Genomic DNA, 17,730 nt, shown 5'->3' with positions numbered 1-17,730 from the left:
AGGTCAACCCGCAAGCAGAGCACCAAGCGCCATCGTCACCGCTGCCTGAACAGGGTCGATGACAGGGAGGCCCAGCTCTGCCTCAAGTGGGCGGCGATGCCGGGCCATCCCGGCACAGCCCAAGATCACAACGCCTGCACCATGCGCCCTGAGCGTGGTGCCCGCCTCGACCAACCGGGCATAGGTGCCCTCCCCGCGCGCGCTGTCATCGACGCTCATATTCAAAGCAATCTCGCCTGCCAACCTGTCCAGAACCTGCATGCGCGCCATATAGCGGCGATGGCGCGGGATTGACCCATCAGCCAACGCAATGATCCCGAACCGATCCGCACGGGCCATCGCGGTCAGCACGCCGCTTTCCTGAATGCCGAACACCGGCTGCGGCACCACCGACCGGCAGGTGTCGATGCCGGGATCTGAATAGCAGGCGATCACAAAGGCGGCTGCATCGGGGCGCGATTGCATGAGCGCGGCCAGCGGCAGGACCACACTGTCGGAATCGCGCTGACTTTCGATGCCGAACGGGCCTTCCTTCAATGTCAGGCATTCGATGGCTGGACCGCTTTGCAGGCTGAACGCGGCCAGCGCGTCGCGCAGACCATCGGTCACAGCCTGATTGGAGTTCGGATTGATGACCACGATGGGTCCGGTCACTTGAGGATCTCCGCTCCGAAATTGGCGGCCGGGTCGGTTTCCGGCAAGCGTGTTCCCGTCAGCCCCGACAGATCGCTGCGCCCGCGTTTGACAAAGGCGCCGTCGCCCGGCTTCGCAACCAGTTCACCCTGATCCACAATCCGCCGCCCACGTGTGAGCACGGTTACCGGCCAGCCGGTCACTTCCATCCCCTCGAACGGGTTGTAGTCCATAGCGTCATGCATGTCGCCCACGATGCGGGTCTCGGTCGGATCCCAGATCGCGATATCGGCATCCGCGCCAATCGCCAGCGTGCCCTTGGTCGGGTGCATCCCGTAAAGCCGCGCAGCGTTGGTCGAGGACAGCGCGACAAACTGGTTAAGGTTGATCCTGCCTTTGACCACACCTTCCGAAAACATCATCGGAAGCCGCATCTCGATCCCCGGCATACCATTGGCGATCTTGCGGAAATCCACGTCGCGCCCGTTGGAAAACTTGCCGGTGTCGTCGAACCGGAACGGCGCATGGTCCGAGGACACGACGCTAAACGTCCCCCGCGCGATATGCCGCCAAAGCACCTCTTGCGTATGGGTGTCGCGCAGAGGCGGCGAACAGATGTATTTCGCGCCCTCCATGCCCGGACGGTCCAGATCGTGTTTTGTCAGGAACAGGTATTGCGGGCAGGTTTCGCCAAAGACATAGGCCCCGTCAGCGCGGGCCTGCGCCACCAGTTCCGCCCCCTTGGGTGTCGACACATGCACGATCATCAGCGGCGCATTGGTCAGCTTGGACAGGCTGATCGCGCGATTGATCGCCTCTTCCTCGGCCAGACCGGGGCGCGCAGGGGCGTGGTATTTCGGTTCAGTGTAGCCGTTCTCGGCAAAGGCGGTCGCCATCCATGTCAGCATGTCATGGTTTTCCGCATGCACCATTGTCAGCCCGCCATGCCGTCGCGCAACGGTCAGGATGTCCAGAAACTGCGCATCGCTGACACGGGTTGCGTAGGTCATGAAAACCTTGAAGGACGTGATGCCTCGGTCGAATACGCCCGGCAGTTCCTCAAGAACCGACGGGTTCGGGTCGGTCAGGATCAGATGGTAGGAATAGTCGATCACCGACTTGGGGGCCGCCCGACCATCATAGGTGGCCAGCGTATCGGCCACGCTCTGCCCCGGTTTCTGTGCCGCGAAGGGCACGAAACAGGAATTGCCCCCGAACGCAGCCGAGATCGACCCGGACTCGTAATCGTCCGACGTCATCAGCCCCATGCCGCTTTCCTGCGCGATATGGCAATGCGTTTCGATCCCGCCGGGCAGGACCAGCTTACCCGTGGCGTCGATCACGTCTTCACCGCTCAGGTCATGGCCCAAGGTCGCGATCTTGCCGTCGCGGATGCCGATATCGGCGCTGAACGTTTCGGACGCAGTGGCAAGCGTGCCACCCTTGATCACCAGATCATGCTGCATGATGTCGTTTCCCTTCTAGCCCAATGCCGCCAGCTTGCGATCCAGCCTGTCCATCAGCCGCGTCAGTTCGTCGTGATCGGCCTTGGTCATCGACGGCCCCGGCGCGCGCACCTTAGGGGACGCCAGCACACCCCGACGGTGCAGGATTTCCTTGCGAATGGCGAGGCCGATGCCCAACTGCTGCTCGTATCGCACCATCGGCAGATAGGCGTCGAACAGATCTTCCGCCCCGTCCACATCCCCCGACTTGTGCCGTTCGACCACTTGCACCAGCATCTCGGGATACGCGAACCCGGTCATTGCACCATCTGCGCCGCGCGCCAATTCCTGAGGCAGGAAAAGCGCGGCGTTGCCCGTCAGGATCGACAGGCGCGGTGTGTCGGAAGTGCCGCTCTCAGACCGCACGCGGGACAACTTGTTCAGCCCCGGCCAATCCTCGTGTTTGAGCATGACGATCTGGTCGTGATCGCGGGTCAGCTGCAGGATGGTTTCAACGCTGAACTGAACACCTGTGGTCTGCGGATAGTCCTGCACACAGACCGGCACATCCGGCCCAAGCGCCTTGCAGACCTGCGCGAAATAACTCTGCAGTTTGACCTCGGTCCCCAGCCCCGGCATCGGCGCCACCATGACGCCCGCCGCACCCGCGTCCATCACGCTGTGCGACAACCGCGCCATGTTGTCCAAACCGGCTCCGGACACGCCAACGACAACCGGAACGCGGCCCGCAACCCGGTCCAGCACATGGCGTGCAAATTGCGCGGATTCCTCGCCCAACAGTTTCGGCGCTTCGCCCATAATGCCAAGGATGGTCATGCCCGTCACACCGCAGTCGAGGTAGAAATCCACCATCCTGTCCGTGCTGTCCAAATCCAGCGCCCCATCCTCCGCAAACGGCGTTGCGGCAATGATGAAGACGCCCGCAGAATTCCTGTCGATCCGCTGTGTCATCGTCCCGTACTCCCTGAAATCTTGTCGCCCCGGTCGTTGCTGCGCCGGGCGATCCGGTAGGGCCAGAATACCTATCCTGTTTCGACACACCAGCACCTACGGCCATGATCTTCAACGTGCTGCGGGTTGCACGGATGGCTGCAAGCTGGCACAGCTATGTGCATTCACTGCGGAGCACCTCATGTCCAAGACCGTCTTTCTGATCAACGGCCCCAACCTGAACCTTCTGGGCAAGCGGGAACCCGCGATCTATGGCGCGGACACGCTTGAAGATGTGGCGAACCGCTGCGAAGCGCTGGCGAAACCTGCGAAGTTCGATCTGAAGTCCATGCAGTCGAACCACGAAGGCCAGATCATCGACTGGATTCATCAGGCGCGCGACGAGGCCCAAGCGATCATCATCAATCCTGGTGCCTTCACACACACCTCGGTCGCGATTTATGACGCGCTGCAAGCCTATGAAGGGCTGGTGTTCGAAGTCCACATCTCGAATGTCCACAAACGCGAGGCGTTTCGGCATCATTCGTACGTGTCCCCCCGCGCCGAAGGCGTGATCGCCGGGTTTGGCGTGGAAGGCTATGAACTGGCTCTGCGACGGGTGATCAGCCTCTTGGGCTAAGCCCTAGAACGGCCCATCCTCCAAAACGCCATCCGCCGACATCTGTGCGTAAAGCAAACCTTCGCGCAACCCACGATCCGCGACAGACAAACGGTCTGTCGGCCAGCAGCGCAGCAGCGCCTGAAGGATCGCGGCCCCGGACATGATCAACGCCTGACGGTCCAAACCAATGCGTGGATCGGCACGGCGGCCTTCCGGACCAAGCTCCAGATACCCCGAGATCACCTTTTCGATCTGATCCGAGGTCATACGCAGACCATCCACCTTGGTCCGGTCATAGCGCTTGAGGCCCAGATGGCTGGCGGCCACAGTCGTCACCGTCCCGCTGGTGCCGACGATCTGGAATCCTTCACGCGTCTGTTCGTCCTTGTAAGGCGCAAACTCGGCAAGGTTTTCCTCAAAATACCAGCTCATCAAGGCGTACCGCGCGGAATCGCTTTCCACGTCGGAAAACTGGTCACGCAAAGTCGCAACACCCAACGGCACGCTGATCCAGTCCACCACGCGGGCGGCGGGAAACGGGCTGTCCTTGGTGTGGAATCCCGCATGCAGCCGCATGATCGCGCGGGGACGTTCAAAGGCGGGCACGGCTGTCAGATCAATCCAGACCAGCTCGGTCGACCCACCGCCGATATCCACCACCAGCAATTGTTCGGTCTTTGTGCTGACCAGAGGCGCACAAGAGATGACGGCAAGACGCGCCTCTTCTTCGGGCTGGATGATCTCAAGGTTCAGCCCGGTCTCGCGTTTGACCTGACGGATAAAGTCGCGAGCGTTGTGCGCACGACGGCACGCCTCGGTCGCAACCAGCCGCATCCGTGTCACCTCGTGGCGGCGGATCTTCTGCTGGCACACCCGCAGCGCGGAAATCGTCCGGTTCATCGACGCACGGCTGAGCCGTCCGGACTTTTCAAGCCCGGCACCCAGTTGGACCGATTTGGAAAAGCTGTCGACCACATGAAATTGGTTGCCCTTGGGCTGGGCAATCAACATGCGACAACTGTTTGTGCCCAGATCCAGCGCGGCATAAAGCTCTGATGGATCGGGCCGTGACGGCGCGGGGCTCTCTACCGGTTTCGGGAATGCGCCCGCACCTTTGGGACGCTTTGGCGCCATGACTTCGCGCCTTCCGAATATGTAAGTTACCCCGACCCTAAGCCCGCTTTGAATGCGGCGCAAGTTTCGTGATCACTTGCCGCACAGTTATGAAGCCCCTTCATGCAAAGCCTGAGAATTTTGGACCTGATATGGCATCGTAATACCCGCCGGGCAGTCCTATTGTCGCCGTGGGTCGCAGACGGAAGCGGACAAGTCGAAATTTGCACTTATGTCGTGCATGGCCTCAATTACGAAGACGCAAGCAGAGCAAAGGAATCACGAACATGCCGGACGTCACAATTGTCTATTGGCGGGATATCCCGGCTCAGGTGATCGTAGGCAAAGGCCGTCGTGGTGCCAAAGCCCAACTGCCCGAACGGTTCGAACAGGCCATCGACCGCGCCGCAATGAAAATCGGCGCGTCGGACACCGACAGCTATCTTGCCGAATGGCGCAAGGCCGCGCCCTACGAGCTCGAAGGCGACCCCGAAGAGGTCTGCTCTGCCGAGGCGGCCCGCATTGATGCGGAATACGACAAAGAGCGCCTAAAAACGCTGATTGATAACGAAGGCTGGGCGTAAACCCGCATGACCCTGAGGGAGGCCATCATGGCATTGTTGAATTTCCGCAAGCGCGAAACCGTCGAAAACGGCACCACGCCCGAGATGGAGGCGTTCCTTAAGGGCTATTCCATCGAGGTGATGCCGCGCACCGCCGAAAAGGTCGAGGATTTCCGCGAATTGCTGGCCCCCGGCACCCGCGTCTACATCGCCCATATCGAAGGCACACCGATCGAAGACATGGTGGCAACCGCGAAGCGACTTGCTGACGATGGCTACCCGGTCATGCCGCATTTTCCGGCCCGTATCATCAAAGACGCAGCCACGCTGGCAGATTGGATCGCGCGCTATCAGGGCGAAGCCGGTGTCGATCAGGCGCTGCTGCTGGCCGGAGGTGTGGCCAAGCCCCACGGCGACTTCGACAGCTCTATGCAGCTCATGGAAACTGGCCTTTTCGACAAGGCGGGTTTCAAGCGCCTGCATGTCGCCGGTCACCCCGAAGGGAACAAAGACATCGATCCGAACGGCGGCATGAAAAACGTCGAAGACGCGCTGCGCTGGAAACAGGCGTTTTCGGAACGCACCGATGCCAAGATGGCGCTGGCCACCCAGTTCGCGTTCGACGCCGACCCTATCATCAAATGGGTGGACGACCTGTCAGCAGCAGGTATCAAGCTGCCGGTGCATATCGGCATCGCTGGCCCCGCCAAACTGCAAACCCTGATCAAATTCGCCATCGCCTGCGGTGTCGGCCCGTCGCTCAAGGTACTGCAAAAACGCGCCATGGACGTCTCAAAGCTGCTTCTGCCGTATGAGCCGACAGAGGTGCTCACCAAGCTGGCCGCGCACAAGGCAAAGAACCCCGAGTTCAACATCGAACAGGTGCATTTCTTCCCGCTGGGCGGCATCAAGACCAACGCAACCTGGGCCATCGAAAACGGTGGTGCCGGCACAGCCCCCGCCGTCACGAACTGATCCGACCTGATGCCTGCCCTGCTTTTTGATCTCGACGGCACCATGCTGAATTCGGACCCGATCCACGAGGCTGTGTTCACCGAGCTGTGGGCCTCGCGGGGGCTTCCAACCCCGCACGGTTTTTATATCGAGCAGGTACATGGCCGCCTGAACGTCGATGTCTTCGCCGACCACCTGCCGGACGAGCCCGATCCGCAAGCGCTGAGCGAGTGGAAAGAGGCGCAGTTCCGCGACCGTTTGCCGACCCCCTATCCCGAAACACCGGGACTTACGACGTTTCTGGACCACGCGCAGGCGCAAGGCTGGCAACTGGCCGTGGTGACCAACGCCATGCGCCTGAACGCCGAAGCGATGCTCGGCGCCATTGGCCTGCGCGACCGGTTCGAGGTGATCGTCATCGGCGAGGAGTGCGCCCATGGCAAGCCACACCCACTGCCATACCTGACCGCGATGGAGCAATTGGGCGAAACACCAAAGACCTGCATCGCGTTTGAGGACAGCCCGTCAGGAATGCGCGCCGCTGCCGCCTCCGGAGCCTACAGCATCGGCGTCCGGTCCGCGCTGACTGACGACCAATTGCGCGCCGTCGGCGCAAAGATGACCATTGAGGATTTCACAGACCCCGCGCTGCCAGATATCCTGGCCCGCATTGAAGGAGTAGCCGCATGACCCGCACGATTGTCGAGTCCAAGACCAAAACCGCCATAATCGGGTTCGATCAGCCGTTCTGCGTCATCGGTGAGCGGATCAACCCTACGGGCCGCAAGATCCTGAACGAAGAACTGGAACGCGGCGATTTCAGCCGGGTCGAAGCCGACGCGCTGGCGCAGGTTGCAGCCGGTGCCAACATCCTCGACATCAACTCGGGAGCGGTGTTCTCGAACAAGATGGCCGAAGACCCGCGCTACGCTGACAACAATTTTGTCGAACCGACGCTGATGCGCGAACTGGTCCAGCGGGTGCAGGCGATCACCGATTGCCCGCTTTGCATCGACTCGTCCGTTCCCGGCGCATTGGAAAACGGCCTTGCCGCCGCTGAAGGCCGCCCACTGCTGAACTCCGTCACCGGCGAGGAAGAGCGGCTGGAGCTGGTGTTGCCACTGGTCAAGAAATACAACGTGCCTGTTGTGGCGATCTCGAACGACGACACCGGCATCTCCGAAGACCCCGATGTCCGCTTTGCTGTCGCCAAGAAAATCGTCGAACGCGCCGCTGATTTCGGCATCCCGGCGCATGACATCGTGGTCGATCCACTGGTCATGCCGATTGGCGCCATGGGCACTGCCGGGCTTCAGGTTTTCACCCTGGTCCGCCGTTTGCGCGAGGAACTGGGCGTGAACACCACCTGTGGCGCGTCCAACATCAGCTTTGGTCTGCCCAACCGACATGGCATCAACAACGCGTTCCTGCCCATGGCCATGACCGCAGGCATGACCTCCGCCATCATGAACCCCGTCGCCCTGCCTGTCGGTCCCACCAAGATTGCCGAAAAGAAAGCCGAAGTGGCTGCGTCGGGGATCGTACTGCCCGAAGACATGGATGATGAGACCTTCTGCATCCTGTTCGGACTCGGATCGACCAAGCCGCGCCCGGGCAAGGAAATGGAAGCCATCCGTGCCGCCAACTTCCTCACCAACAATGATGAAGGCGGTGGCGCGTGGATCGCATTCAACCGTCAGCCGCCGAAAGCCGGTCAAGAAGGTCGGGGTCGCGATGCACGCACCGGTGGCCGCCGCCGCCGCGCCTGATCTTCTTCTTTTTCAAAATATGCCGGGGGGTTTGGGGGGCTGGCCCCCCATCGGTCGGACCGCGCAAGCGGTCCGAACCCAGTCTACAGCGCGACGCCGCGCCGTCCTGCCAGATCGGTGAAATACTGCCACGCTACACGGCCTGACCGCGCCCCGCGGGTGGCCTGCCATTCGATCGCTTCGGCTCTCAGGGTCGCATCATCGACATCCACCCCGTAAGCGTCACAGTAGCCCCGGATCATGGCAAGGTAGTCGTCCTGATTGCACGGGTGGAACCCAAGCCAAAGCCCGAACCGGTCCGACAAAGAAACCTTCTCCTCGACCGCCTCAGACGGATTGATCCCCGAAGATCGTTCATTTTCGATCATATCGCGCGGCATCAGGTGGCGACGGTTCGATGTGGCGTAAAAGACCACATTGTCTGGCCGGCCTTCGACGCCCCCATCGAGCACCGCTTTCAGCGATTTGTAATGCTGATCATCATGGCTGAAGCTCAGGTCGTCGCAGAACAGCAAAAAGCGGTGATCCGACACCCGCAGCAGGTTCAAAAGCCGCGCCACGCTGGGCAAATCCTCGCGCTGCAATTCGACCAGCTTGACCGGGATATCCTCGGCCAGCACAGCGGCATGAACTGCTTTTACAAGGCTCGACTTGCCCATGCCCCGTGCGCCCCAAAGCAGCGCATTGTTGGCAGGCAGACCCCGCGCGAATTGGCGGGTATTGGCCAGAAGCGTGTCGCGGCTGCGATCCACACCCACCAAAAGCTCCACCGGAACACGGCTGACCTTGGGCACGGGCTGTAAATGATCGGGATCGACATGCCACACGAACGCGTCTGCCACGTCGTAATCCGGGGCTGGCTGCGGTGCCGGAGCAAGTCGCTCCAGCGCGGCGGCAATCCGCTCCATCGGGTCGGTCACTTCTTCGCGTCCTCGTCGAATTCACGCATGAGCGGGTCGTCGTCCATACCCTCGGCGGGATCGTCTTCGAACCACAGGCCCTGCGCCTTCAGCTCTTTCTCACGCTTTTTCTCAACGCGGCGGACGAGAATGATCGACACCTCGTAAAGCCCGTAGACCACGGTAAAGAGGATCAACTGGGTCACCACGTCGGGCGGTGTCACCAACGCGGCCAGCACCAGAATACCGACCATCGCGTATTTGCGCACAGCCCCCAGACCAGCGGCAGACACAAGGCCTGCCTTGCCCATCAGCGTCAACAACACCGGCAATTGAAAACACAGCCCGAATGCCATGATGAACACCAAAGACGTTTGCAGGCTTTCGTTAACCTTGCCGAAGAAGGTGATCTTCAATCCCTGATCGGCCACCGGCGCAACAGCGGTCGGATCGACATCGACCGCGCCGGATAGCACGTTGGCAAACAGCGACGGCGCGTCGGTAAAGCCTAGGAAGAATGCCATCGCCAGCGGCGTCACGACATAATGCGCGAACGCGGCACCAGCCATGAACATCACCGGCGACGCGATGATGAACGGCAGGAATGCGGATTTCTCGGATTTATACAGACCCGGCGCAATAAACCGCCACATCTGGTGCGCAATCACCGGGAACGCCAAGGCAAAGCCGAACACAAGCCCGATGCGGAACAGCACAAACAGGTATTCCTGCGGGCTGGTATATTGCAGCGTCGGCGCGGGATCACCCAAGGCACGCAGTGTTTCTTCGATCGGGACCAGCAGGAAGCGCAGCACATGCTCGGCCAGAAAATCGCCTTGGACCGGGATGAACAGCACACAGATGCCAGCAAACAGTGCCAGCACGGATCGGATCAACCGAGTGCGCAGCTCTGCCAAATGTTCGATCAGCGGCGCGCTGCTGTCCTCGATATCGTCATCCCGGGCACTCATCTCAGGCGTCCTTTTCCGGAGCGGCATCGGCTTTCAACGCCGATTCCATTTCCTCGGCCTTTTTCAACGCCTCGTCGGCTTCACGTTTCTTGCGATCCGCGGCCGCACGTGCGGCACTTGCTTCGATCTTTTTCTTGGCGGCCTCGCGTTCGGCAGACAACTTCCCGGTGTTGCTCTCGGGATTGATATTGGTCATCGACTTCGCCGCGTCCTTGACCCCGTCCATGGCACTACCCAGCGGATTGGTCGCCGATTTGAAGGTTTTTTGAACGTCGCGCACACCGGACTCGTCCGCAGCGTCATTCATCGCGCGAGAGAAATCGCGGGCCATACCACGGGCCTTGCCCATGAAACTCCCCACCTTCCGAAAGAGCACAGGCAAATCCTTGGGGCCGACGACGATCAACGCCACCACCCCGATCACCAAAAGCTCGGCAAAGCCAAGATCGAACATAATCGTTTAGACCTTGTCCTTGTCTTTCTGATCCTCGGGCGTCACGTCCTTGGCGCTCTCGGCTTTCTGCTCTTCAAGCTCGCTCTTGCCTTCGTCCACGCCCTTCTTGAACGCGGTGATGCCTTTGCCGACTTCGCCCATCAGCGACGAGATCTTGCCACGACCAAACAGCACCAGCACCACAACGGCGATGAGCAAGAGGCCCGGCAGACCGATATTTCCGATACCCATGAAGTGTCTCCTTACCGGCAGGCCGCAGCCTGCGTTGCATTCCATTGCGGTTATGTAATGACTCGCGCCGCGCTGCGAAAGGATGAAAACACTCCAATTCAGGCCGTATTTGTCAAGAGCTTGTCAGTTGACAGGTTTTTGTCAGTATCATTGCAGCGCAGCACGGAGAATCACATGAAACGCAGCGACCGGCTCTATGCATTGATGCAGCGCCTCAAGGATGGCCGCCTGCACACGGCCGAGGCAATGGCGCAGGATCTCGGTGTGTCGGTGCGCACGATCTATCGCGACATGGACACGCTCGCGGCCTCTGGCGTTCCCGTCGAAGGGGCGCGCGGATCTGGCTACACCGCGCAAGAGATGATCACCCTGCCGCCTCTGAACCTGACCCAAACAGAACTCGAAGCGCTCCATATCGGTCTTGCCGCTATCGGTGCTTCTGAAACCGAAGACCTTGCCAGTGCCGCCCGCGCCCTTGCAGACAAAATCGACGCGGTACTTCCCGAAGATGTGGGCACACCCGCTGGGAAATTCGGCTTTGCCACCTACCCCTTTGCCGAGGCTGCGCAGGGCTTTCGCCACATGCCCGCCTTCCGCAAGGCGATACGGGCCCGCCAGAAGTTGCGGTTGCGACTCGAGGGTGAGACCCAAACCCACACCGTCCGCCCGCTGCACCTTGATTACTGGGGACGCATCTGGACCTGCGTGGTCTGGGACGAGACCGACGAAACCTTCGCAACCTTCCGCATGGATCGCGTGACCGACCTCACGCCGCTGCCCGGCTTGTTCGTCGATGAGGTGGGCAAAACCCTGAAGGATTTTCATGCCTTGCAGTCTTAAGCGCAGAATGCTGCACTCGGTCCGGACGCGGAAGACCGCGCTGATGGGAGGACATCATGGGTTTGCGGTTCTTTTCCGATAAAAATCGGCCTGTTCACATGGGGCCATTCCCGCTCGAACGCGCGGCACGCGGGCCAATGCCGGACCCTGCGTCAATCCCCTCTCATCCCGGCCTCAGCTTTCACCGACCCAAAAACCCGGCCTCGATCGTCAATGCCATGGGCGAATATCAGGCGATGATGGACGCCATCCGCGACGGGTTTGTGAACAAGGAGCGCTCCACCTGCCCACAAAATTTAACAGAGCGCGCCAACCATCTGAAAGCGTTTGGATATTTCTCAGACGCGACAATGGTTGGGATCGGCCCTTTATTGCCCGACGCCCACCTGAATGAACCACGTCAAAATCCTGATATCGGCAGGTTGTCCAACGATCTGAAGACCCGCCAGACCAAGACATTGGCGTCAGGCATCGATATGATCATGGCCGACCTCAAAGAGTCGATGGAGGCCCCACCCAGCACCATCGACGGCCATCACACCGCGCTGGTGTTTCTCTATGAAATTCCACGCGACCCGAAAGCTGGCGAAACCGGGACCGAGTGGATCAATGACGCACAAGCCCACCGTGCCTGCCTACGTGCCACCGAAACCGCTGTTGTCATCGCCAATTACATCCGCCTGCTGGGATGGGACGCCAAGGCACATTCCGCCACCAGCACCGATGTGGACCTCAATCTCTGCACTGTCGCGGCAGGTTTAGCCGCGCCAAAGAACGGACGCTTGGAAAACCCGTGGCTTGGGACCCGATTTGGGGTGGCGGTGGTCACTACCGCGCTGGAGCTTGCGCATGATGCCCCATTAGCAGTCGTGCAGCCGAACTCCCTGACAACCGGTCTGGCGTGGAAGCTGGGCACAACATCGGCGCGGTCAGGGCTGAACACCAACCCGTTCGACAACCGCCGCTATGTCGATGGCCCACATCCGTTCGAAACGCTCAAGCGCGTCGAAACACCGACGACCTATATCGACGAAGCCAACGTTGCGCGCGTGCCGAAACGCACCGATATGTTCGCTCGTGCGCAATTCGGAGATATGGGCAAAAAGCTGCAAGACGGCGCGAAAGGCGGCTATTATGCCCGCAAGGCCGCGCCTTCTTCTGCGCAGCGCCGGATGCTGGGCGCGTTTGTGCTTTTGCAAGACGGCCCACCATCCACCGATCCCGTTAAGCCGGACCCCAAGGCCCATGCCGACGCAATCAAGGCGACAGGATACTGGCTTGGTGTCGATGCTTTGGGGATCAGCAGGTGCCCCGACTGGACATGGTACAGCCACGACGCGCGCGGCGACGTGATCGACCCACCGCATGATCAGGCCATCAGCATCATCATCGACCAAGGCTACGAGACGATGGACGGTGCATCAGGCGACGACTGGATCAGCGTGGCGCAATCCATGCGGGCCTACCTGCGCTTTTCACTGCTGGGCGGTGTTCTGGCCAAGCAGATCCGCAATCTGGGCTATTCAGCTAAGGCGCATACCGTGCTGGATGGTGAAGTGCTGCAACCGCCGCTCCTACTGCTCTCTGGCCTTGGCGAAGTCAGCCGCATCGGCGAGGTTATCCTCAACCCGTTCCTTGGGCCGCGCCTCAAGTCCGGCGTCGTCACGACCAACATGCCGCTTGCGCATGACAAACCCATCGACTTCGGCCTGCAGACCTTCTGCGAAAGCTGCAACAAATGCGCCCGTGAATGCCCGTCTGGCGCGATCACCGCCGGACCGAAGCTCATGTTCAACGGCTACGAGATCTGGAAATCCGACAGCCAGAAATGCGCCACCTATCGCATCACCACCGAAGGCGGCGCAATGTGCGGACGCTGTATGAAGACCTGCCCGTGGAACCTCGAAGGGCTGTTCGCCGAAAAGCCATTCCGCTGGGCGGCGATGAATGTCCCCAAAGCAGCACCCTTGCTGGCCAAGCTGGACGATGCGGCGGGTCGCGGTGGCCTGAACCCGGTCAAGAAATGGTGGTGGGACCTGGAGTTGCAGGCAAACGGCAGCTACGCGCCCACCAACCATCCGGTCAATGCGCGCGATCTGCAAAAAGATCTCGACCTCAAATACGAAGACCAAACGCTGGCCGTCTACCCGGCCCCGCTGGCCCCCCATCCCTACCCCTACCCCGATCCGATGGACCGCGAAGCCGGGATCGAGGCCTATACCAAGATGGTCAGCGCTGAGGCCCACAAAGCCCGGCTCGCAAAAGGCGATACGTCCCATCTGCACCGCCGCAAAGACGCCACCGAAAGCCCGGTCGTGCCAGTGGTGGTGAGCAAGGTCGAGAAAATGTCACCCTCTGTCACCAAATACGAATTCCGCCATGTCGACGGACATGACCTGCCCGAATGGACGGCAGGCGGACATCTCGATCTGGTCGTCGCGCCGGAATTCCTGCGCCAATACTCCATGTCGGGCGATCCGGCGGACAGGTCCGTCTACCAGATCGGTGTCCTGCGCGAGGATCAGGGGCGCGGTGGGTCGGCGCTGCTGCATCGCATCTTTGCCGAGGGGCGGCGCGTCTTCGTGTCCAAACCCATCAACCACTTCCCGCTGGTCGAGGATGCAACGTTCACATGGCTCATGGGAGGTGGCATCGGCGTCACTCCGATGATTGCAATGGCGCACCGCTTGCACGCTTTGGGACGGCCCTTTGCGCTGCATTATTCGCTAAAAACCCGCGCCGAGGCGGGGTATCTGGACGATCTGGCTAACATGCCCTGGGCCGATAAGGTACACATTCATGTCAGCGATGAAGGCACGCGCGTCGATCTGGGTGGGTTGTTCCCCGACTATGCGGACGGACAGCATATTTACACTTGTGGACCTGAACGTTACATGAATTCCGTCATGGAAGCTGCTGAACAAAAAAGGTTTCCAGAAGACTCAAAGCATCTCGAATACTTTGCGGTGCCCGAAGTGCCGGAGTACGAAAATCACGCCTTCACGCTTAAAATGACAGATGGGCGCCGCTTTCACGTACCAGCTGACAAGACCGCCACGGATGTGCTGAATGAAAACGGCGTATCGGTGGATGTGAAATGCTCGGATGGCATCTGCGGTGTGTGCAAGGCACGGATCGTCAGCGGTGCAGTCGAACACCGGGATTTTGTACTGTCCAAAGCTCAGCGCAAAGATCAAATCATCCTGTGCCAATCGCGCGCGGCCGAGCCGGATGGAGAACTCACGATCGACTTGTAAGCGGCTGAAATCCTATAAAGGATTTCGTCAAACTCTTCGAAGAGTTTGGCTGCGCGACCCACCAATGGACCGCGCAGCCATGTGGCATTAGCTGTCGGCTTCGGGCATCAGCCCCTCGGTCTGGGCCATTGCCAGTTCATCGGCATTGATAAGACCGTCGCCATCGGCATCCACCGCCATGAATGTGTCTGTCGTCACTTCGGGCAGGATGGCCTGCACCTCTTCATAGGACAGCATCCCATCCTGATTGGCATCAGCGGCCATGTAATCTGCGGCCATCGCCACCCCTGGCAACGTGATCAGGCTTGCAGCGATCAGTCGGGTCAATGTCAGTGTCATGTTGGTCTCCCATTTGGTCCTGTTTTGTGAAGCACCGCGTTTTGCGGCCTTCACGAGGTATGAGCGCGAAACCGATGCTGGCGTCCCGCCCACCAATCCCTGCGGCACAGACCTGCCCAAACCCGCTTACGGACTGCGCAATCCGCCGCGCAATTTGGGCTGCGTTCCGCCATCGGCGGAAACCCCCGTGAGAACGGCAGTGCAAAAGTTGGCCACGGAAGTGGCGTGATAATCTCGCTGCGGGCAGCGTAAAATGTTGCCACTTTGGCCCTTTCTGTTTGCAGGGAGGGCGGGAGATTTTAGTCGTGGATTTATATTTGAAGGTCCGCCTCGCGCGTCGGGGCGGTATGAGCGAACGGGAGGCCGCCGGCCATTTCGGGATCTCGCGTGCGAGCGTGAAGAAGATGATGATGTTTTCGGTCCCGCCGGGTTATCAGCGAACGGCGCAGATCAAGCGGCCCAAGCTGGACGGGTTCACCGGCTTCATCGACGAATGGATGCAAGACGATCTGAACCGTCCCCGTAAACAGCGCCACACCGCCAAGCGCATTTTTGAACGGCTTTGCGACGAGCACCAGTTTCAAGGCGGCTATACGACGGTCAAGAACTATGTCCGGGAACAAGGGCGGCGCAGCCGAGAGATGTTTGTCCCTCTGGCACATGCCCCCGGCCATGCCCAAGCGGATTTTGGCGAGGCGATGGTCGTGATTGGCGGGGTCGAGCAGAAGGCATATTTCTTTGCACTGGATCTGCCCTACAGCGATGCCTGCTTTGTGCGTGCTTATCCTGCGGCGGTCTCCGAGGCTTGGGTTGATGGCCATGTTCATGCTTTTGCATTCTTCGGCCGGGTTCCGCAGTCGGTTCTTTATGACAACGATCGATGCCTGGTCGCGAAGATCCTGCCGGACGGCTCGCGCAAGCGGACCAAGCTGTTCAGTGGGTTCCTGTCGCATTACTTCATCCAAGATCGTTATGGCCGACCGGGTAAGGGCAACGATAAAGGCGCTGTTGAGGGTCTGGTCGGATATGCCCGGCGCAACTTCATGGTGCCTATCCCACATTTTGCGACATGGGAGGCGTTCAATACCTGGCTGGAAGAACAATGCCGCAAGCGCCAGAGCGATGTCTTGCGCGGTCACAGCGACAGCATCGGGCAACGACTGGTCCGCGATCTTGATGCGATGATGGATTTGCCGGCGTCACCGTTTGATGCCTGTGACCAGGCCAATGGTCAGGTGAACTCACAATCCCTGGTGCGCTACAAAACCAACGATTATTCGGTTCCTGTCGCCTACGGGCACCGCGATGTCTGGCTTCGTGGCTATGTCGATCAGGTGGTCATTGGCTGTGGTGGAGAGGTGATTGCCCGCCACAGCCGGTGCTGGGACCGGGAGGATATGGTCTTTGATCCCGTTCACTATCTGCCGCTGCTGGAGCAAAAGACCGGCGCGCTGGATCAGGCGGCCCCATTGGTGGAATGGGAGCTGCCAGAGGAATTTGTGACCCTGCGCCGCTTGATGGAAGCCCGCATGATCAAGGCGGGGCGGCGTGAGTATGTGCAGGTCTTGCGGCTCTTGGAGACATTCGAGATGGCAGACCTGCAGGTTGCCGTCAAAAACGCACTTCGCATGGGTGCCATTGGGTTTGACGCCGTGAAACACCTCGTGCTGTGCCAGGTCGAGAAGCGGCCGCCCAAGCTGGATCTGGATGTCTATCCGTATCTGCCAAAGGCCAATGTCGGCACGACGTCGGCGGCCAGTTATATGTCCCTGATGAAGCGGGGGCAGGCAGCATGAGCGACGCTCCCCAAATCCTGCTGAACTACCGCCTCAAATCGCTGCGGCTGCCGACCGTTCTGCGGGAATACAGCAAACTGGCCAAGCAGGCCGCAGCCGAGGGACTGGACCATGTACAATTTCTTGCACGTCTGATCGAACTGGAGATGATTGACCGGGAACGCAGGATGATCGAGCGCAGGATCAAAGCCGCAAAGTTCCCAGCCGTCAAAAGCCTGGATAGCTTCGACTTCAAGGCGATCCCCGCCCTGAACAAGATGCAGGTGCTGGAGTTGGCGCGTTGCGAATGGATCGAACGGCGCGAGAATGTCATCGCGCTTGGGCCTTCCGGCACCGGCAAAACCCACATTGCCCTCGGCCTCGGGTTGTCGGCATGCCAGAAAGGCCTGTCTGTCGGTTTTGTCACCGCCGCAGCGCTTGTTCATGAACTGATGGAGGCCAGAGACGAACGCAGGCTCCTGCGGCTTCAAAAACAGATGGTTGGTTACAAGCTGCTGATCATCGACGAGCTGGGCTTTGTGCCACTGAGCAAAACCGGGGCTGAGCTGCTGTTTGAATTGATCTCCCAACGCTACGAGCGCGGCTCCACGCTGATCACAAGCAACCTGCCATTCGACGAATGGACAGAAACATTTGGGTCAGAACGCCTGACAGGCGCACTGCTCGATCGCCTGACCCACCACGTCAACATCCTGGAGATGAATGGCGAAAGCTACCGCCTTGGCCAGAGCAAGGCGCGTCAAGCAGCGCCCAAAACCTAAACCTCAATCAGCACAGATTGGCCCTGACGGTCCAAAGCATCCGGACAACCGCCCGCTATATAACAAGCGCGGCTGCCCGGATGCTGGCGCTCGTCTTCACGCTGATTATCCCAAACCCAAAGTGGCAACATT

At 60.1% G+C, this 17,730-nt stretch carries 18 protein-coding genes; 9 read left to right on the top strand and 9 right to left on the bottom strand.

Annotation, left to right across the window (positions count from 1 at the left end):
- Nucleotides 1-3: 3 nt before the first annotated feature.
- The 3 genes from ACK3EW_RS08640 to ACK3EW_RS08630 are packed head-to-tail and all read right to left on the bottom strand — an operon-like array spanning nucleotide 4 to nucleotide 3,050.
- The gene (locus ACK3EW_RS08640) at nucleotides 4-654 is read right to left on the bottom strand and encodes an aspartate/glutamate racemase family protein (RefSeq protein ID WP_493809239.1); all 651 of its coding nucleotides are present in this window, start codon (nucleotides 652-654) and stop codon (nucleotides 4-6) included.
- Nucleotides 651-2,099 carry a dihydropyrimidinase gene (gene hydA / locus ACK3EW_RS08635; RefSeq protein ID WP_493809238.1) on the bottom strand — a complete coding sequence of 483 codons (1,449 nt, stop codon included), beginning with the start codon at nucleotides 2,097-2,099 and terminating at the stop codon, nucleotides 651-653. Before hydA ends, ACK3EW_RS08640 begins: the two co-directional genes overlap by 4 nt.
- 15 nt (nucleotides 2,100-2,114) lie before the next feature.
- Nucleotides 2,115-3,050 carry a dihydrodipicolinate synthase family protein gene (locus ACK3EW_RS08630; protein ID WP_493809237.1) on the bottom strand — a complete coding sequence of 312 codons (936 nt, stop codon included), beginning with the start codon at nucleotides 3,048-3,050 and terminating at the stop codon, nucleotides 2,115-2,117.
- 181 nt (nucleotides 3,051-3,231) lie between these two features.
- Here ACK3EW_RS08630 and aroQ point away from each other — a divergent pair, with 181 nt between their 5' ends.
- Nucleotides 3,232-3,669: a type II 3-dehydroquinate dehydratase gene (gene aroQ, locus ACK3EW_RS08625; RefSeq protein WP_493809236.1), complete on the top strand. Its 438-nt coding sequence runs from the start codon at nucleotides 3,232-3,234 to the stop codon at nucleotides 3,667-3,669.
- Between the two features lie 3 nt (nucleotides 3,670-3,672).
- Here the strand turns inward: aroQ and ACK3EW_RS08620 are convergent, their stop codons facing one another.
- A complete protein-coding gene (locus ACK3EW_RS08620) occupies nucleotides 3,673-4,785 on the bottom strand; it encodes a Ppx/GppA phosphatase family protein (RefSeq protein ID WP_085629898.1) in 1,113 nt (370 codons plus the stop codon).
- A 266-nt stretch (nucleotides 4,786-5,051) separates the two neighbouring features.
- Here ACK3EW_RS08620 and ACK3EW_RS08615 point away from each other — a divergent pair, with 266 nt between their 5' ends.
- Genes ACK3EW_RS08615 through ACK3EW_RS08600 form a run of 4 tightly spaced genes read left to right on the top strand, consistent with a single transcriptional unit; the run spans nucleotide 5,052 to nucleotide 8,050 of the window.
- Entirely contained in the window at nucleotides 5,052-5,348 is a 297-nt protein-coding gene (locus ACK3EW_RS08615) for a virulence factor (RefSeq protein WP_439121355.1), read from the top strand.
- A gap of 27 nt (nucleotides 5,349-5,375) precedes the next feature.
- Complete coding sequence (locus ACK3EW_RS08610) at nucleotides 5,376-6,302, top strand: methylenetetrahydrofolate reductase (RefSeq protein ID WP_493809235.1); 927 nt, start codon at nucleotides 5,376-5,378, stop codon at nucleotides 6,300-6,302.
- Nucleotides 6,303-6,311: 9 nt separating this feature from the next.
- Complete coding sequence (locus ACK3EW_RS08605) at nucleotides 6,312-6,971, top strand: HAD family hydrolase (protein ID WP_300584082.1); 660 nt, start codon at nucleotides 6,312-6,314, stop codon at nucleotides 6,969-6,971.
- Nucleotides 6,968-8,050 carry a methyltetrahydrofolate cobalamin methyltransferase gene (locus ACK3EW_RS08600; protein WP_439121356.1) on the top strand — a complete coding sequence of 361 codons (1,083 nt, stop codon included), beginning with the start codon at nucleotides 6,968-6,970 and terminating at the stop codon, nucleotides 8,048-8,050. The genes ACK3EW_RS08605 and ACK3EW_RS08600 overlap by 4 nt, the downstream gene beginning before the upstream one ends.
- Nucleotides 8,051-8,133: 83 nt before the next feature.
- Here ACK3EW_RS08600 and ACK3EW_RS08595 read toward each other — a convergent pair whose 3' ends face one another.
- The 4 genes from ACK3EW_RS08595 to ACK3EW_RS08580 are packed head-to-tail and all read right to left on the bottom strand — an operon-like array spanning nucleotide 8,134 to nucleotide 10,605.
- Complete coding sequence (locus tag ACK3EW_RS08595; RefSeq protein WP_238939506.1) at nucleotides 8,134-8,958, bottom strand: ATP-binding protein; 825 nt, start codon at nucleotides 8,956-8,958, stop codon at nucleotides 8,134-8,136.
- An 8-nt stretch (nucleotides 8,959-8,966) separates the two neighbouring features.
- Complete coding sequence (tatC, locus tag ACK3EW_RS08590) at nucleotides 8,967-9,920, bottom strand: twin-arginine translocase subunit TatC (protein WP_439120537.1); 954 nt, start codon at nucleotides 9,918-9,920, stop codon at nucleotides 8,967-8,969.
- Between the two features lies 1 nt (nucleotide 9,921).
- Nucleotides 9,922-10,374 carry a Sec-independent protein translocase protein TatB gene (gene tatB, locus ACK3EW_RS08585; RefSeq protein WP_493809234.1) on the bottom strand — a complete coding sequence of 151 codons (453 nt, stop codon included), beginning with the start codon at nucleotides 10,372-10,374 and terminating at the stop codon, nucleotides 9,922-9,924.
- Nucleotides 10,375-10,380: 6 nt separating this feature from the next.
- Nucleotides 10,381-10,605, bottom strand: a complete 225-nt coding sequence (locus ACK3EW_RS08580; protein ID WP_439120539.1) for a twin-arginine translocase TatA/TatE family subunit — start codon at nucleotides 10,603-10,605, stop codon at nucleotides 10,381-10,383.
- A 174-nt stretch (nucleotides 10,606-10,779) separates the two neighbouring features.
- Between ACK3EW_RS08580 and ACK3EW_RS08575 the strand changes: the two genes are divergently transcribed.
- Nucleotides 10,780-11,445, top strand: a complete 666-nt coding sequence (locus tag ACK3EW_RS08575; RefSeq protein WP_493809233.1) for a helix-turn-helix transcriptional regulator — start codon at nucleotides 10,780-10,782, stop codon at nucleotides 11,443-11,445.
- A gap of 56 nt (nucleotides 11,446-11,501) precedes the next feature.
- Nucleotides 11,502-14,702, top strand: a complete 3,201-nt coding sequence (locus ACK3EW_RS08570; protein WP_493809232.1) for a 2Fe-2S iron-sulfur cluster-binding protein — start codon at nucleotides 11,502-11,504, stop codon at nucleotides 14,700-14,702.
- Between the two features lie 87 nt (nucleotides 14,703-14,789).
- Here the strand turns inward: ACK3EW_RS08570 and ACK3EW_RS08565 are convergent, their stop codons facing one another.
- Nucleotides 14,790-15,041: an EF-hand domain-containing protein gene (locus ACK3EW_RS08565; protein WP_439120542.1), complete on the bottom strand. Its 252-nt coding sequence runs from the start codon at nucleotides 15,039-15,041 to the stop codon at nucleotides 14,790-14,792.
- Nucleotides 15,042-15,346: 305 nt separating this feature from the next.
- Between ACK3EW_RS08565 and istA the strand changes: the two genes are divergently transcribed.
- Complete coding sequence (istA, locus tag ACK3EW_RS08560) at nucleotides 15,347-16,837, top strand: IS21 family transposase (RefSeq protein WP_493806662.1); 1,491 nt, start codon at nucleotides 15,347-15,349, stop codon at nucleotides 16,835-16,837.
- The gene (gene istB / locus ACK3EW_RS08555) at nucleotides 16,834-17,598 is read left to right on the top strand and encodes an IS21-like element helper ATPase IstB (RefSeq protein WP_493806661.1); all 765 of its coding nucleotides are present in this window, start codon (nucleotides 16,834-16,836) and stop codon (nucleotides 17,596-17,598) included. Before istA ends, istB begins: the two co-directional genes overlap by 4 nt.
- Nucleotides 17,599-17,730: the final 132 nt, after the last annotated feature.

Source organism: Marivita sp. NO-S04 (assembly GCF_059070475.1).
Note: the sequence above shows the minus strand (reverse complement) of the source record. Positions and strands in the feature narration are given on the sequence as shown.

Bases quoted from the DNA above. Each gene is read 5' to 3' on its own strand.
- ACK3EW_RS08580 (WP_439120539.1), bottom strand. From the start codon at position 10,605: ATGGGTATCGGAAATATCGGTCTGCCGGGCCTCTTGCTCATCGCCGTT.
- ACK3EW_RS08595 (WP_238939506.1), bottom strand. From the start codon at position 8,958: ATGGAGCGGATTGCCGCCGCGCTGGAGCGACTTGCTCCGGCACCGCAG.
- tatB (WP_493809234.1), bottom strand. From the start codon at position 10,374: ATGTTCGATCTTGGCTTTGCCGAGCTTTTGGTGATCGGGGTGGTGGCG.
- ACK3EW_RS08565 (WP_439120542.1), bottom strand. From the start codon at position 15,041: ATGACACTGACATTGACCCGACTGATCGCTGCAAGCCTGATCACGTTG.
- ACK3EW_RS08575 (WP_493809233.1), top strand. From the start codon at position 10,780: ATGAAACGCAGCGACCGGCTCTATGCATTGATGCAGCGCCTCAAGGAT.
- aroQ (WP_493809236.1), top strand. From the start codon at position 3,232: ATGTCCAAGACCGTCTTTCTGATCAACGGCCCCAACCTGAACCTTCTG.
- ACK3EW_RS08570 (WP_493809232.1), top strand. From the start codon at position 11,502: ATGGGTTTGCGGTTCTTTTCCGATAAAAATCGGCCTGTTCACATGGGG.
- ACK3EW_RS08605 (WP_300584082.1), top strand. From the start codon at position 6,312: ATGCCTGCCCTGCTTTTTGATCTCGACGGCACCATGCTGAATTCGGAC.
- ACK3EW_RS08610 (WP_493809235.1), top strand. From the start codon at position 5,376: ATGGCATTGTTGAATTTCCGCAAGCGCGAAACCGTCGAAAACGGCACC.
- ACK3EW_RS08600 (WP_439121356.1), top strand. From the start codon at position 6,968: ATGACCCGCACGATTGTCGAGTCCAAGACCAAAACCGCCATAATCGGG.
- hydA (WP_493809238.1), bottom strand. From the start codon at position 2,099: ATGCAGCATGATCTGGTGATCAAGGGTGGCACGCTTGCCACTGCGTCC.
- ACK3EW_RS08630 (WP_493809237.1), bottom strand. From the start codon at position 3,050: ATGACACAGCGGATCGACAGGAATTCTGCGGGCGTCTTCATCATTGCC.
- istB (WP_493806661.1), top strand. From the start codon at position 16,834: ATGAGCGACGCTCCCCAAATCCTGCTGAACTACCGCCTCAAATCGCTG.
- tatC (WP_439120537.1), bottom strand. From the start codon at position 9,920: ATGAGTGCCCGGGATGACGATATCGAGGACAGCAGCGCGCCGCTGATC.
- ACK3EW_RS08620 (WP_085629898.1), bottom strand. From the start codon at position 4,785: ATGGCGCCAAAGCGTCCCAAAGGTGCGGGCGCATTCCCGAAACCGGTA.
- ACK3EW_RS08615 (WP_439121355.1), top strand. From the start codon at position 5,052: ATGCCGGACGTCACAATTGTCTATTGGCGGGATATCCCGGCTCAGGTG.